The 14,194-nt window shown below is 64.4% G+C and carries 14 protein-coding genes; 9 read left to right on the top strand and 5 right to left on the bottom strand.

The genetic code is table 11. The features are described 5' to 3' along the window. The first annotated feature begins 100 nt into the window (after positions 1-100). Positions 101-1,162 (top strand): SDR family oxidoreductase, encoded by a 1,062-nt coding sequence (locus QRN13_RS04320; protein WP_284876969.1) that lies wholly within the window; start codon positions 101-103, stop codon positions 1,160-1,162. Positions 1,163-1,423: 261 nt separating this feature from the next. On the opposite strand, the gene QRN13_RS04315 is transcribed toward QRN13_RS04320, so the two are convergent. After that, positions 1,424-2,065: an NrsF family protein gene (locus QRN13_RS04315; protein ID WP_284876968.1), complete on the bottom strand. Its 642-nt coding sequence runs from the start codon at positions 2,063-2,065 to the stop codon at positions 1,424-1,426. Beyond that, entirely contained in the window at positions 2,055-2,582 is a 528-nt protein-coding gene (locus QRN13_RS04310; protein ID WP_373427513.1) for a sigma-70 family RNA polymerase sigma factor, read from the bottom strand. The genes QRN13_RS04315 and QRN13_RS04310 overlap by 11 nt, the downstream gene beginning before the upstream one ends. A 197-nt stretch (positions 2,583-2,779) precedes the next feature. On the opposite strand from QRN13_RS04310, the gene QRN13_RS04305 reads away from it, so the two are divergent. The 5 genes from QRN13_RS04305 (at position 2,780) to QRN13_RS04285 (ending at position 7,166) form a co-directional block, all read left to right on the top strand. Further along, entirely contained in the window at positions 2,780-3,070 is a 291-nt protein-coding gene (locus QRN13_RS04305; RefSeq protein WP_066623386.1) for a BufA1 family periplasmic bufferin-type metallophore, read from the top strand. A gap of 14 nt (positions 3,071-3,084) precedes the next feature. After that, complete coding sequence (bufB, locus tag QRN13_RS04300) at positions 3,085-3,948, top strand: MNIO family bufferin maturase (protein WP_284876967.1); 864 nt, start codon at positions 3,085-3,087, stop codon at positions 3,946-3,948. Continuing rightward, positions 3,929-4,714: an HvfC/BufC N-terminal domain-containing protein gene (locus QRN13_RS04295; protein ID WP_284876966.1), complete on the top strand. Its 786-nt coding sequence runs from the start codon at positions 3,929-3,931 to the stop codon at positions 4,712-4,714. Before bufB ends, QRN13_RS04295 begins: the two co-directional genes overlap by 20 nt. Next, entirely contained in the window at positions 4,711-5,172 is a 462-nt protein-coding gene (locus tag QRN13_RS04290) for a DoxX family protein (RefSeq protein WP_284876965.1), read from the top strand. The genes QRN13_RS04295 and QRN13_RS04290 overlap by 4 nt, the downstream gene beginning before the upstream one ends. A 218-nt stretch (positions 5,173-5,390) precedes the next feature. Further along, entirely contained in the window at positions 5,391-7,166 is a 1,776-nt protein-coding gene (locus tag QRN13_RS04285) for an SLC13 family permease (protein ID WP_284876964.1), read from the top strand. A gap of 85 nt (positions 7,167-7,251) precedes the next feature. Here the strand turns inward: QRN13_RS04285 and QRN13_RS04280 are convergent, their stop codons facing one another. Next, positions 7,252-7,764 (bottom strand): MarR family winged helix-turn-helix transcriptional regulator, encoded by a 513-nt coding sequence (locus QRN13_RS04280; protein ID WP_284876963.1) that lies wholly within the window; start codon positions 7,762-7,764, stop codon positions 7,252-7,254. A gap of 65 nt (positions 7,765-7,829) precedes the next feature. Here QRN13_RS04280 and QRN13_RS04275 point away from each other — a divergent pair, with 65 nt between their 5' ends. From QRN13_RS04275 to QRN13_RS04265, 3 genes are read left to right on the top strand one after another with little or no spacing between them, the layout of a single operon-like run. Beyond that, the gene (locus tag QRN13_RS04275; protein ID WP_284876962.1) at positions 7,830-9,605 is read left to right on the top strand and encodes an N-acetylglutaminylglutamine amidotransferase; all 1,776 of its coding nucleotides are present in this window, start codon (positions 7,830-7,832) and stop codon (positions 9,603-9,605) included. Beyond that, on the top strand, positions 9,595-11,364 hold the full coding sequence (gene ngg, locus QRN13_RS04270; RefSeq protein WP_284876961.1) for an N-acetylglutaminylglutamine synthetase: 1,770 nt from the start codon (positions 9,595-9,597) through the stop codon (positions 11,362-11,364). The genes QRN13_RS04275 and ngg overlap by 11 nt, the downstream gene beginning before the upstream one ends. A 10-nt stretch (positions 11,365-11,374) precedes the next feature. Next, a complete protein-coding gene (locus QRN13_RS04265; RefSeq protein WP_284876960.1) occupies positions 11,375-12,499 on the top strand; it encodes an osmoprotectant NAGGN system M42 family peptidase in 1,125 nt (374 codons plus the stop codon). 217 nt (positions 12,500-12,716) lie between these two features. On the opposite strand, the gene QRN13_RS04260 is transcribed toward QRN13_RS04265, so the two are convergent. Beyond that, positions 12,717-13,247, bottom strand: a complete 531-nt coding sequence (locus tag QRN13_RS04260; RefSeq protein ID WP_284876959.1) for a 2'-5' RNA ligase family protein — start codon at positions 13,245-13,247, stop codon at positions 12,717-12,719. A gap of 2 nt (positions 13,248-13,249) precedes the next feature. Then, on the bottom strand, positions 13,250-14,191 hold the full coding sequence (locus QRN13_RS04255) for a histone deacetylase family protein (RefSeq protein ID WP_284876958.1): 942 nt from the start codon (positions 14,189-14,191) through the stop codon (positions 13,250-13,252). Positions 14,192-14,194 lie beyond the last annotated feature (3 nt).

Raw genomic sequence — 14,194 nt, 5'->3', positions numbered from 1 at the left:
CCTTGGTCAGGACCATTTGTCTCTTGGGCGGTTAGGTCGTGCAGGCTGTGCTGGACGCATAGGCGCCGCCCCTCTGCAGCTACGGTCCCAGGAACAGTTGATGTCCAAAATTGCACTTGTCGTCGGAGCGAGCGGCATCGCCGGCAGCGCGCTTTCTTCCGAGCTTATGGCGCAGAGCTGGCAAGTCCTCGGACTCGCCCGTCGGCCTGTGGTTCAGCCTGGCGTCACGCCCGTGTCAGCCGACCTCCACGACACCGCCGCCACTGCGGCGGCCCTGGCTGCTCAGCGTCCCGACGCTGTCTTCTTCACGACTTGGTCGCGGCAAGCCACAGAGGCGGAAAATATCCGCGTCAATGCGTCCATGATGAGGACTGTGCTGGACGCCGTGCGGCCGGCAGCCTCCGTTCGGCACGTCGCTCTCGTGACGGGGCTCAAGCACTACCTCGGCCCCTTCGAAGCCTATGGCCAGGGCGTGCTGCCCCAGACCCCCTTCCGCGAGGAACACGGACGGCTGGACGTCGACAACTTCTACTACGCGCAGGAAGACGAGGTGTTCTCGGCGGCGGACCGCGACGGTTTCAGCTGGAGCATACATCGGCCTCACACGATCATCGGCAAGGCCGTGGGCAACGCCATGAACATGGGCACGACGCTGGCGGTCTATGCGACCTTGTGCAGGGAGACGGGGCGGCCGTTCCGGTTTCCGGGCTCAACGGCGCAGTGGGCAGGTCTGACCGACATGACCAGCGCCAGCCAACTGGCCAGCCACTTGGTCTGGGCGACGACCACTCCCGCCGCCGCCAATCAAGCCTTCAATGTCGTCAATGGAGACGTTTTCCGCTGGAAATGGATGTGGAGCCGGATCGCCGAGTGGTTCGAGATCGCCCCCGCCGTGTTCGATGGAACGGCCGAGCCGCTGCAGGTCCAGATGGCCGGAGACCGCGAAATCTGGCGCCGCATCGCGGAGCGGGAAGACCTTGTCGAGCCGGACCTCGATAGACTGGCCTCGCCATGGCACACCGACGCCGACCTTGGTCGCCCCGTCGAGGTGATTACGGACATGAGCAAGAGCCGGCGCATGGGCTTCATGGACTATCAGCCGACCGACGACGCGTTCGTCGATCTGTTTACCCAGTTGAGGACAGAGCGGCTTATTCCGTGATCGTCAAAGGCCGGGAAGGACAGGCCAAAGTCGTGTTAGCGGCGCGGCGGCAAAGTCCGCTTCTGGCGCTAAACTGCAATCACTTCCGAGCAAAATTCAAACCGACTGAAGCACTGTTAAGTGGTCAGCTACTTTGCGGGGGAGAAATTAAGCGCTTTTTCAAGCAGCGCTTGAGCCAGTCTTAAGTGGTCCTGACACTCTGTCTGTCGAAACCACTCAGAAGCGCCTCAAGACCGCTCAACTGCAGTGTCGCGCACATGCTCACCAGCGGAAGGCGAAACGACCCAGAGCAGCGCCCAGGGCCGCGACGAGGCCCATGCCCAAGGTGTACCAGACCGCCACAAAGGCGGCCGTGTGCTCAGGGCAATGCAGGCCATAGACGGTCGCGGCCAGCCCAGCAGTCAGAAGACCGGCGGCCGCGCCGGCGAAAGCGGGTTTCACAGGGGCGAATCGTCTCGCAGCGAAGAAGATGAACGGCGCCGCTAGAGCGCCGATCGACAGGATGTTGGTCGAACAGACCCTGGCGGAGCGACCCATGACCACGTCCATCCGCGCGTCAGGCGCAGCGCCCAGCAACTCCACGACAGCCCATCCGGCGGCGATGGCCAAAATGGCTGCTAGCAGGATTGTGGGACGGCGCGTCGAAGCCCCCGGCCGCCCCAGTCGATCCAGGAGCCAGAAGCCGGCGGCGCACAGGGCCGCCGTATAGGCCGCCTTGGCCCAGAAGGTCGGTCCGGCGACGGCCGACATCAAATCCGGCCTCAGTCCCAGCCACCACACAACACCGGAAAGGGCGACGCCCGCCGCCGGCAGCATGAACAGCAGGACACGACGGTCCACGTCGCCTTGAGACGTGGGCGGCAAGTCCAGCGCCAGGCTGGTGATCAGGTCGTCAGTCTTCATCGTTGGACCCTGCTGCTCCAGCCGCGAAGCGCGCGGTCAGAGCCTTGAAGCTGCGATGGATGCTGACCTTGGCGGCGGCGACGGAATAGCCGTGACGCTCGGCCGCCTCGGCCACGCTCAGCCCGGTGACTTTCACATCATGGATCAGGGCGCGCTGTCGCGCCGGGAGGATCGACAAGGCGCGGGTCAAATCGCGGCGCATGACCCCGTCCTCGACCGTGTGCTCGGCCAGCAGCACGCTTGCGTCGTCCAGCGGCTCGGTGAGGCGTCGGCCCTGGCGGCGCAGGTGGTCGATCAGCTTGTGGCGGGCGATCGTGAAGGCCCAGGCCGTGAACGACTGGTTGCGATCCCATGTGGCGCGCTTGGCGTGAATGGCGATCAGGGTCTCTTGCACGAGGTCCTCCGCGTCGCTTTCTCCGTTGAAAAGACGGCGTTTGAAAAAGGGCCGCAGGTGCGCGGCCAGGTCCGACAGCAGCACGCGCCAAGCCTGCGCGTCACCGTCCAGGCCTTTGAGCATCAAGGCTTTGAGTTGTGATTCCCGGTCAAGCACGTGCGACTGCGACCTACGCTGCGGAGACCGCGACGGTTACATGGCGTCTCGCAAAATGATGCACGAAAAATAGTTGGCTCGAAAATGTAACGCGCGGCGGGTCGTCGGCGAAAGGCGGATTCAGCGGCCACGAACGGCCGTGCCTTTTGAGAAGGACCTCTTGCATGACCCGCACCAAGATCGCCGCCGCCACCCTAGTCGCCTTGACCGCCGGCGCCGGCATGGCGCACGCCCAATCGACCAGGAACGCCGAGGCCAAACCGGCCGCCATGGAAAAATGCTACGGCATCGCTCTGGCCGGCAAGAACGACTGCGCCGCCGGCCCCGGCACGACCTGCGCCGGCACCTCGGTGCGCGACTATCAGGGCAACGCCTGGAAGCACACGCCCGCCGGCACCTGCACCAGCATCCGCACCCCGCGCGGCAACGGCTCGCTGACGCCAGTCTCGCGCTGATCGGAACTGGACTGATGAACCATGGATCGACCGCCACGACGCCTGTCCCCACTGTGGGACTGGGCCTCAAGGCCCGCCATTACGACGAGGCTCTGGCGTCTGCGGCGGCCGGTCTGTGGTTTGAGGTCCATCCTGAGAACTATATCGTCGATGGTGGCCCTCGCTTGAAATGGCTGGACGCCATCCGTCGAGAAAAGCCTCTGTCGCTGCACGGTGTCGGCTTGTCGCTCGGCGGAGACGAGGCGCCGGACCCGGAGCATCTGGCGCGGCTCAAGACGCTCGCTGACCGATTCGAGCCGTTTCTGATGTCCGAGCATCTGGCCTGGTCGCGGGGCGGCGGCGTCTATCATCCTGATCTGCTCCCGTTTCCGCGCACCCGACAGATGTTGAAGCGGGTCAGCGACAACGTCGGGCGCGCGCAGGACGCACTGGGCCGACGCCTGCTGATCGAGAATCCGTCCCTCTACCTTGACCTGAAAGGCCACGAGATGGGGGAGGTTGACTTCCTGGTCGAACTGGCCGCCGCGACAGGCTGTGGCCTGCTGCTCGATCTGAACAATGTGCACATCAGCGCCAACAATCTGGGCGCAGACCCGTCGGACTATCTGGCGGCCGTTCCGGCCGATCTTATCGGCGAGATCCATCTGGCCGGCTTTGCGCCCGATCCCGCCCACGCAGAGGCGCTGTTGATCGATACCCACGACGCGCCGGTCAGCGACGCCGTCTGGTCCCTCTATGCCGAGACACTCATGCGGATCGGGCCGCGTCCCACGCTGATCGAGCGCGACGACAACATCCCCGACTTCGCCGAGTTGATCGCCGAACGCGATCAAGCCGTCGCTATAATGGAGGCCTGCCATGTCCAGTGCGACGCCTGACGATCCGATGCTGTCATTTCATGCGAGCTTCTCCCTGGCCTTACAGGGGCAAGGCTCCATGCTCACACCGTGGCTGGCGGATCCAAATCCGCCCGGACTGGCGGTTTATCGAAACACGGTGGCCAAGGGGCGTGCCGACGCCCTGGCGGGTCTCTATCCGACTGTCGAACGGTTGGTCGGTCCGGACTGGTTTCGCGACGCCGCTCTGATCTACGCCGACAGCGCGCCTCCCTCATCCCCGGTTCTCGATGCCTATGGCGAGGGCTTCCCGGAGTGGCTGGCGACGTTTCCGCCCGCGTTTGAACTTCAGTTTCTGCCGCCTGTCGCCCGTCTTGATCGCGCATGGAGCCGCGCGCACCGCGCCGCTGACGCACCGACGCTGGCTCCAACGACGGTCGCCGCCCTGTCGCACGCTGCTCTCGACGCCGGCTACGCGGTCCTGCATCCGTCTGCGCAAGTCTTTTGGTTCGACTGGACCGCGCCATCGATCTGGCTGGCCAATCGTCTGGCTACGCCTCCGGACGACATGGTGTGGGACCAGTCCCCCGAGGGCCTGTTGATCGTGCGTCCGGAAATGGAGGTCCAGACCCATCGGTTGAACCGGCCCCAGTTCGCCTTCCTCGACGCCTGCCGGCACGGCCACACCGTCGGAGCGGCGGCGCTCGCCGCCCTCGCCGCCGATCCCGCAGCCAATCTGTCCGAGCTGTTCAGAGATCTGCTTCTGAGCGGCGCCTTCACTTGTATCGAAACCGGAGCGCCACAATGACCGAACTGACCGCCGTATCGTCGCCGCGCCCCTCCTTGGCGGTCCTCCCACGCCTGGCCCAGGCTGCGATCCCCCTGCCGGTGCTCAGCCTGATCGCGCGTGTATCGATCGCGGCGGTCTTTTTCCTCTCCGGCCGGACAAAGGTGGAGGGCCTGCTGACCATCACAGACAGCACCTATGCTCTGTTCGCCCAGGAATACCGACTGCCTCTGATCCCTAGCGATATCGCCGCCCACCTGGCGACCTATTCGGAACATCTGTTCCCGATCCTGCTGGTGCTCGGCCTCGGCGCCCGCTTCGCCGCGCTCGCGCTTCTGGGCATGACTGTAGTGATCGAGGTTTTCGTCTATCCCCTCGGTTGGCCGACCCACCTGCTCTGGGCGACGGTGCTGCTCTACATCATCAGGTTCGGCGCCGGGCCGATTGGTTTCGATCACTGGCTGAGCCGGCGAAGCTGATCCGAAGAATTGCTCAGGTCTGCATTTTTCACCCTGATCTACTGCTTGACCTCAAACTTCATCGTCCATCCTGGGGCGGCTGGGTCGTCATGCCCTGCCGCCAGGATGAGGTCAGCACTGACAGCGGATGTCCTTCTGTCGTTGGATACTCCAGAGGGTTGGCTGTCTATCAACATTGAGCCTACGCTGCGTGCTGATCAGGCAAGGGCGCTAGGCGAGTGACGTTTCAACAGGGACTGGCCTTTGGCCTTGTCGGGCTGACAATCGGCGCCTTCATCTGGGGTCGGTTTCGTTACGACCTGGTCGCGGTCGTCGCGTTGGTTGCAGGATTGGCGATCGGCATCATCCCCGCCGAGGCTGCATTTGACGGTTTCAAAAACGACGTCACCGTCATCATCGCCTGCGCGCTGATCGTTTCGGCCGCCTTTGCCCGATCGGGGGTAATTGAGCTCGCGATGCGGCGGGTGATGCCGCTGCTAAAGACTGAGCGTTCTCAAGTCCCGGTTCTGACCGGCGCTGTGACGTTGCTTTCCATGGCGACGAAGAATGTCGGAGCCCTGGCGATCATGATGCCGGTGGCGCTTCAGGTGGCGCGCCAGACGAAGTCGTCTCCCTCACGGCTCCTGATGCCAATGGCTTTCGGCGCCATGGCGGGCGGCATGGTCACCCTGGTCGGGACCGCCCCGAACATCATCGTCGCCGAAGTGCGTCAGAGCATCGTCGGCGAACCCTTCGCCATGTTCGACTACGCACCCGTGGGCCTGGCGCTCACCCTGATCGCCCTGGCGTTTTTGGCGTTCGGCTATCGCCTGTTGCCCCGCGATCGACAGGGCGCCACATCCATGAGCGCGGCCCTGGCCGCCAACGCCTATGCCACGGAAGTCAGGGCGCCTGAAGGCTGGGCTCCGGGGTCTATGACCGTGTCCGCTCTTGCCGCCCTCGGCGACGACGAGGTCAAGATCATGGCGCTGATCCGTTCAGGGAAACGGCGGCTGAGTCCCAGAGGCAATGTCGTCGTCAAAGCGGGTGACGCGCTGCTGATCGAGGGCGAGCAGCAGGCGCTGGAGGGCTTCGTCAGTCGGGCTCAGATGAATCTCATCCGTGATGATCGCCCGGTTCCCATAGCGACCGCATCCGAGGAGATTGCGATCGTAGAGGCGGTCATCGGCCGAAACTCCCCGCTTCAAGGGCAGTCTGTTCGAAGCTCGGATCTGTACGGCCAGCACGGGATCAATCTGTTGGGCGTGTCGCGAAGCGGCTTTCAACTCACCCAGCATCTGCGGACGGCAAAACTGGCGCCCGGCGATATCATCCTGCTTCAAGGCGCCGAACAGGCGCTGCCGGTCGCGCTGAGAGCGCTGGATTTACTCCCCCTGGCGGAGCGTCAGGTTCAACTCGGGAGCGTGCGCAGGCGCTTCATGCCGGCTGTTGTTCTTGCGTGCGCCATGACGCTCGTCGGCCTTGGCCTAGTTCCAGTCGCCGTCGCGTTCTTCGGCGCCGCCGTCGTGATCGTCGCATTAGGCGGCTTGAAGATGCGTGAGGCCTATGCCGCGCTCGATGGACCCCTCCTCGTTCTGATCGCGGCCCTCATTCCCGTCTCAGACGCGATCCAATCCACGGGAGGGTCCGACCTGATCGCAGGACTGCTTCGCCACGTGTTCACAGGCTTGCCGGGCGTTGTCGCGATTACCGGCGTCATGCTCGCCTCAATGGCGGTTACGCCCTTCCTGAACAATGCGGCGACCGTTCTGATCGTCGCCCCGATCGGAGCGACGCTCGCCAAGCAGCTTGGCTACGATCCAGACCCGTTCCTGATGGCGGTCGCGGTCGGCGCCGCGTGCGACTTCCTGACGCCCATCGGTCACCAGTGCAACACGCTGGTTATGGGACCTGGCGGCTATAAGTTTTCTGATTATCCCAGACTGGGCGCGCCTTTGAGCGCGCTCGTTCTGGTCACGGGGCCCTCGCTCATCTTGCTGTTTTGGCCTCTTTGATTGGCTCGAGGTCAGAAGATAGCGTTGGAACAGACAGGTCAGGATCACCGTTTCGGCTGTTCGCCGGCTCGACATCCCGAGCCGCTTATGAGGGCCTGACAGCCTGATAATGCGGCTTCAAAGAGGCCTGAGAGTCGCGAGGCTGCATCAAAACTGCGAGGCGTTCGACAGCTTCAGCCATCGCCAGTCGTTCGCTGTGTGGAAGTTCAGCCAAGGCGGCGAGAAAGCCGTCGCCGAGCAGGCCCGGGGACGTCTGCAATGCCTGCCGCCCCGCGTCGGTCAAACGCATATGGACGACGCGGCGATCCACGGTGGAGCGATAGCGGGCGGCCATGCCCTTGGCTTCGAGCTTGTCCAGCACGGCGACGACGGTCGGCGCCGACATGGAAACGTCCCGCGATATCGCGCTGGTGCTGACTTCACCCAATGCGCGGATGGATTGCAGCACGAGGAGCTGCGGCAGCGTCAGCCCGGTCAGACGTGAAATTTCTCGAGACCGAACATCGATCGCCTGGGCGATGCGTCGGACTGACCGGACAAGGGATGCGGTGGCGTCAACCGCCGCGTCAGGGCTTGGCTCATGGGAAATATCGGCCATTCGGGTTGAACTCTTTCGTGCCCTAACCATTTGTACCCGCTGCTTCCACAATTCAAGGAGGACCCATGTGCGGTCTTAGCGGCGAGATCAATTTCGACGGACGACCGGCCGATGCCGGCGCCGTTCAACGCATGACCGATGCGCTCTCGCCCCGTGGACCGGATGGCTCCGGCATTGTTATGCGCGGCTCGGTGGGGCTGGGTCACCGCCGTTTGAAGATCATCGACCTGAGTGAGAAAGCTCAGCAGCCGATGGTGGACCCTGACCTGGGCGTGACCCTGGCGTTCAACGGCTGCATCTACAACTATCCCGAACTGCGCGAAGAGCTGCAGGGGATGGGGTTCCGCTTCTTCTCGCACGGCGACACCGAGGTCATCATCAAGGCCTGGAAGGCGTGGGGTGAAGCCTGCGTCGAGCGATTCAAGGGCATGTTCGCCTTCGTGCTGCATGAGCGCGACACCGGCCGCACCGTGATCGCCCGGGATCGTTTCGGCATCAAGCCGCTGTATCTGGCCGAACAGGGCAAGCGTCTGCGATTCGCCTCGACCTTGCCGGCCTTGCTGGCGGCGGGCGACGTGGACAAGACCATCGATCCCGTCGGCCTGCACCACTACATGACCTTCCATGCGGTCGTGCCGCCGCCGCACACGATCCTGAAGGGCGTCAAGAAGTTCCCGCCCGCCACCATCCGCGTGATCGAGGCGGATGGGAGGGCCAAGGACCGCCTCTACTGGCAGCCCGACATGACCCGCCATGCTGAGGACGCAGCCCTGACGGCCGAAGATTGGCGCGATCGGGTCTTGGACAGTCTGCGCGAAGCCGTGAAGCGCCGCATGGTCGCCGACGTGCCGGTAGGCGTGCTGCTGTCGGGTGGAGTGGACTCCAGCCTGATCGTCGGTCTGCTGGCCGAACTGGGTCAGAAGGACCTGATGACCTTCTCCGTCGGTTTCGAAGAGGCCAATGGCGAGAAGGGCGACGAGTTCCTCTATTCCGACCTGATCGCCAAACATTACGGCACCAAGCATCACCAGATCTTCGTGCCTCACCAGCGGCTGATGGAGGCTCTGCCGGGCACCATCGGCGCCATGTCGGAACCGATGGTCTCCTACGACAACGTCGGCTTCTACCTGCTGAGCCAGGAAGTCTCGAAACATATCAAGGTGGTGCAGTCCGGCCAGGGCGCCGACGAGGTGTTCGCCGGTTATCACTGGTATCCGCCGATGCTGGGCGCGACCGATCCGGTCGAAACCTATGCCAAGGCCTTCTTCGACCGCAGCCACAACACGCTGAAGACCCAGCTGAACGGCGCCTATATGGCCGACACCGACGTCAGCCGCGCCTTGGTCGAGGCCCATTTCGCGCAAGGCCGCGCAGCGACGCCGGTCGACCAAGCCCTCCGTCTGGACAGCCAGGTGATGCTGGTCGACGACCCAGTGAAGCGGGTCGACAACATGACCATGGCCTGGGGTCTGGAGGCGCGCGTGCCCTTCCTAGATCACGAACTGGTCGAACTGGCGGGCCGCATCCCGCCCGAGCACAAGCTGGCGCAAGGCGGCAAGGGCGTGCTGAAAGAAGCGGCGCGTCTGGTGATCCCCTCCGAGGTCATTGATCGCAAGAAGGGCTATTTCCCCGTGCCCGCGCTGAAATACATCCAGGGTCCGTATCTGGAGATGGTGCGCGAGGCCCTCACCAATGAGGCGGCGCGCGATCGCGGCCTGTTCGACCGGGGCTATCTGGACACCCTGTTCGCCAATCCCACCGAGCACATCACACCCCTTCGCGGCTCCGAACTCTGGCAGGTCGCAGTGCTGGAAATGTGGATGCAGCAGCATGGCGTCTGATATCCGCCCCGAGCGATCAAAGGCGCATCGGCTGAAACGTCTGCGGCACGAGGGCCTGAAGCCACCGGTTCAGTCCGGGGACGGACCGACCCCCGATGCCGTGCTGGATTGCGGCTGGGGCCGACTGCTGTTCGCCCAGACCTTCGAGACGGCCGAGCCGCTGGTCGAGGCCCTGCGCGCCGAAGGGCCGGACCGGCGCGACATCGCCTTCTATGTCCGCAATCCGCACGTCCTGCTGGCCTCGGCGCCGCAGGAGTTGTTCCTGGATCCGTCGCACACCTATCGGCTGGAACTGGCGACCTATCGCACCAGCCGACGTCAGCCCCGAGGCTTCACCGTGCGCCGTCTGACGTCGGAAACGGATGCGCAGGCGGTCAACGACATCTACGCCAAGCGCAAGATGGTGCCGGTTCCGCCTGACTTCTTCTGGTCGCATCGGGACGACCGGACCCTGACCTATTTCGTCGCCGAGGATACGGTGACGGGGGCTGTGATCGGCACCGTGACGGGCGTCAACCACGCCCGCGCCTTTCAGGATCCGGAATGCGGCTCTTCGCTATGGTGCTTGGCGGTCGATCCCCAGGCGACCCAGCCGGGCGTTGGCGAGGCCCTGGTTCGGCGTCTGGCGGAACATTTCAAGACCCAAGGCCTGGCGCACATGGATCTGTCGGTCATGCACGACAATGATCAAGCCATCGCCCTGTACGAAAAGCTGGGTTTCCGTCGCGTCTCCTTCTTTGGGGTCAAACGCAAGAACCCGATCAACGAGGCCCTGTTCGTCGGCCCGACCGACGATCATGACCTGAATCCCTATGCCCGCATCATCGTGGACGAGGCGCGTCGGCGCGGCATCCATACCGAGATCATCGACGGTGAGGGCGGGCTGTTTCGCCTGAACTGGGGCGGCCGGTCGGTCCGATGTCGCGAAAGTCTGTCGGAATTGACCTCGGCCGTCGCGCTCAGCATCTGTGACGACAAGCGGATGACGCGACGCATCGTCGAGGCGGCCGGCGTGCGCGTTCCCGAGAGAATCGATCCCGAAAACCCGTCGGCCATCGATGCGGCGCTGACCAAGTTCGGCGCCCTGGTCGTCAAACCAGCGCGTGGCGAGCAGGGGCAAGGCGTCGCGGTGGGCCTGATGACGATGAGCGAGGTCCAGACGGCTCTGGTCCGGGCGCGCCGCATCTGTTCCGAGGTTCTGGTCGAGGAACAGGTCCAGGGCGAGGACCTCCGCCTGGTAGTGATCGACTACAAGGTCGTCGCCTGCGCCCTGCGTCGTCCGCCGCGCGTCGTTGGTGACGGGCGCTCGACCTTGCGCGCCCTTGTCGAACACCAAAGTCGTCGTCGCGCCGCCGCCACCGGCGGGGAATCCACCATCCCGATCGACGCCGAGACGGAACGCACCCTAGCCGAGGCCGACTATCGCCTCGACGACGTGGCGGCGGAAGGGGCCGAGATCTTGGTGCGCAAGGCGGCTAACCTGCACCTGGGCGGCACCATCCATGATGTGACGGATGAGGTGCATCCCGCCCTGATCCGCGCCGCCGTCGCCGCCGCCCGCGCCATCGATATCCCGGTCACCGGCATCGACCTGATGGTGAAGTCGCCGCGCGAACCCGACTACGCCTTCATCGAAGCCAATGAGCGCCCCGGCCTGGCCAACCACGAACCCCAACCGACTGCCGAGCGTTTCGTGGATCTGCTCTTTCCACTGTCCGCACCGGCCGCTGCGCGGACATTTTCGCGACCCGAAGCCTGAAGGAGGCCCCTTGGCCCGCCCCGCGATAGACCTCGACTACCTGAAGGCCCGTTTGGCCGACCTGCTGAACACGCCCAGCCCGACCGGCTATACGGACGAGGCGGTCTGGCTCTTGTGCCGCGAACTGGAGCGGCTGGGCCTCGACTATGAGATGACCCGCCGCGGCGCCCTTCGCGCACGCTTGCCGGGCCGGACGCCAAAACCGGCGCGCGCCATCGTCGCCCACGTCGACACCCTGGGCGCGCAGGTCAAACAGGTGAAGGCGAACGGCCGGCTGGAGTTGGTCGCGATCGGTCACTGGTCGTCGCGTTTTGCCGAGGGCGCGCGGGCGACGATCTTCTCCGAGGGCGGTGCCTATCGCGGCACCATCCTGCCGTTGAAGGCGTCGGGCCATACTTTCAACGAAGAGGTCGACACCCAGCCGGTGAACTGGGCCCAGGTCGAACTGCGCATCGACGCCGTGACCCACGGCCGCGAAGACACCCTGGCCCTGGGCGTGGATGTCGGCGACATCGTCGCCATCGATCCGCAGCCCGAGTTCATCGACACCGGCTTCGTCGTCTCGCGCCATCTGGACGACAAGGCGGGCGTCGCCACCCTTTTGGCCGCGCTGGAATGCATGATCCGCGAAGATCGCACGCCGACGGTCGATACCTGGTGGCTGTTCACGATCGCCGAGGAGGTCGGGCTGGGAGCCTCGTCGGTGCTGATTCCGGAAGTCGCCGCCATGGTGACGGTCGACAATGGCACGACCGCACCGGGTCAGAACTCTTCAGAGTTCGGCGTCACCATCGCCATGGCCGACCAGACAGGACCCTTCGACTGGCACCTGTCACGCAAACTGGTTCAACTGGCCCGCGACCACGACATCCCGCACCAGAAGGACGTCTTCCGATACTATCGCTCGGACTCGGCCTCGGCCCTGGAAGCCGGCGCCGACATCCGGACGGCCTTGGTCACCTTCGGCATCGACGCCAGCCACGGCTATGAACGCATCCACGAAAGCGCGCTGGAAGACCTGTCGCGCCTGCTGATCGCCTATGCCGAAAGCGATGTCGAAATCAGCCGTGACGCCAAGTCTTTGAGCGGAGCAAAAGGCTTCACCCACCAACCCGTGGGTGACGAGGGGGATTAGCGCTTAGGGGATCGCATTCGCTAGCCCGCCTAAACTTATGTAAGGAATGTCGGCTTGTGGCAACGTTAGACATGTCCGCTGATGGCGCTAGGCGACAATCCTAACAAATGACAGCCTAGGTTGGTTCCAGGTTGGTGGCAGGACCTAGGGAGGTTCTAAATCAACCACTTGCAAGGATACTCCTAAGGTTGTTCCCACACGCATGGTTGAGTGCATTTCAGTCGTCGAGGGTCAGATTGCCCTCGAAAGGAATCCGATCAATCGCCTCCCACGGGCCGCCCAGGTAGCGCCAGACGAGCAGGCCTCCAGCGAGAATGTCGAACGGTTCGAACTCCAGCTGAAGCTGCTCAAGCAGTTGTTTGGCGTCTGCGGGCTCGACCTTGTTCTGGATCGTGATGTGAGGCCGGAACGGGGCCTGATCCTGGCGGGTTAGCCAGGGCGAAAAGGCCTCCGCAAGCTGTCCACGCAGTCGGTCCAGATCGGCGGACGCCAGGCGGTAGGCCACGCCACGCCCCAGGGGCCACGGGCCGCGCACATCGAGGCGGATGGGCGCCTGGCGTCGGCACGCCGACTTCAGCGTCTCCAACACGAAGTCTTCCTGCGCGCCGGGGAGGGCGTGGAACAGGGTCAGATGGGCCGGGACGACGTTGCGGTGGCGGGGAAAGTGCGCCTGACGCAAGCCGTCGAACCAGTCGAAGGCACCGTCGTCCAAGGCTGCGGTGATGATGAGCGGTGCCGGGTCTGCCACGATCAAGCCTCCCGCCGGCCCAGACCGCGCCGCCAGGCCTGGGCGGCCGCGCGGTGGAGTGTCGCGTGGCGGCGCGCCAGACGATCAATATCGTGGTCGTATCCACCGCCGATGACGCCGACGACCGGCGCGACCGCCAGACAGGCTTCAAGCACATAGGCGTCGCGTTCAGCCAATCCCTCGTCGCTCAGCGACAGCCGCCCGAGCCGGTCGCTTTCGTGCGGATCGACGCCGGCGATGTAGAAGACAAGATCCGGCGCAACGCGTTGAAGCAGGTCGGGCAGAACGTCTTTGAGCCGTGCGACATAGGCCGCGTCGCCTGTTCCGTCGGGCAGGTCGATATCCAGATCACTGGGCCCCCTGCGCACTGGAAAGTTCTTTTCGCCATGCATCGAGAAGGTGAAGACGCGGGGCTCGTGCTCGAAGATGAAGGCGGTCCCATCGCCCTGGTGGACGTCCAGATCGACCACCAAGACTTGTCCGACCTCGCCATTATCGATCAGAGCCCGCGCGGCGACGCCGATGTCGTTGAACACGCAGAAGCCTGCACCGCCCATGGGGCCGGCGTGATGGCTGCCGCCGGCCGTGTTGCAGGCGAGGCCATGGCGAAGGGCGAGACGGGCTGCGGTCAGCGTGCCGCCGACGGCGGCCTGCGTGCGTTTGACGACGCTTTGGGTGATGGGCAGGCCGATGACCCGTTCCACCTTCGGCGGAACAAGGGCGTCCAGGACCTGGCGCACATAGTCGGGGTCATGCACGGCGGCGAGTAGTGAATAGTCCGCAGGTTCGGGCTCCCATAGCCCCTCCGGTCCGATCAGCCCTTCCGCTCTCAGCACCTCCACCAGGCGCGCATACTTCTGCATCGGAAAGCGATGACCCGAAGGCAGTTCGGCGTTGTACGCCGGGTGATAAACGATCGGGGGGAGGGGGCCTGATTCAGACATGAG

Source organism: Brevundimonas sp. MEB006b (assembly GCF_030209705.1).
Taxonomy (GTDB): Bacteria; Pseudomonadota; Alphaproteobacteria; order Caulobacterales; family Caulobacteraceae; genus Brevundimonas.
This window is presented reverse-complemented; position numbering and strand designations above follow the sequence as displayed.

Bases quoted from the DNA above. Each gene is read 5' to 3' on its own strand.
- QRN13_RS04275 (WP_284876962.1), top strand. From the start codon at position 7,830: ATGTGCGGTCTTAGCGGCGAGATCAATTTCGACGGACGACCGGCCGAT.
- QRN13_RS04320 (WP_284876969.1), top strand. From the start codon at position 101: ATGTCCAAAATTGCACTTGTCGTCGGAGCGAGCGGCATCGCCGGCAGC.
- QRN13_RS04290 (WP_284876965.1), top strand. From the start codon at position 4,711: ATGACCGAACTGACCGCCGTATCGTCGCCGCGCCCCTCCTTGGCGGTC.
- QRN13_RS04315 (WP_284876968.1), bottom strand. From the start codon at position 2,065: ATGAAGACTGACGACCTGATCACCAGCCTGGCGCTGGACTTGCCGCCC.
- QRN13_RS04310 (WP_373427513.1), bottom strand. From the start codon at position 2,582: ATGCTCAAAGGCCTGGACGGTGACGCGCAGGCTTGGCGCGTGCTGCTG.
- ngg (WP_284876961.1), top strand. From the start codon at position 9,595: ATGGCGTCTGATATCCGCCCCGAGCGATCAAAGGCGCATCGGCTGAAA.
- bufB (WP_284876967.1), top strand. From the start codon at position 3,085: ATGAACCATGGATCGACCGCCACGACGCCTGTCCCCACTGTGGGACTG.
- QRN13_RS04305 (WP_066623386.1), top strand. From the start codon at position 2,780: ATGACCCGCACCAAGATCGCCGCCGCCACCCTAGTCGCCTTGACCGCC.
- QRN13_RS04280 (WP_284876963.1), bottom strand. From the start codon at position 7,764: ATGGCCGATATTTCCCATGAGCCAAGCCCTGACGCGGCGGTTGACGCC.
- QRN13_RS04295 (WP_284876966.1), top strand. From the start codon at position 3,929: ATGTCCAGTGCGACGCCTGACGATCCGATGCTGTCATTTCATGCGAGC.
- QRN13_RS04255 (WP_284876958.1), bottom strand. From the start codon at position 14,191: ATGTCTGAATCAGGCCCCCTCCCCCCGATCGTTTATCACCCGGCGTAC.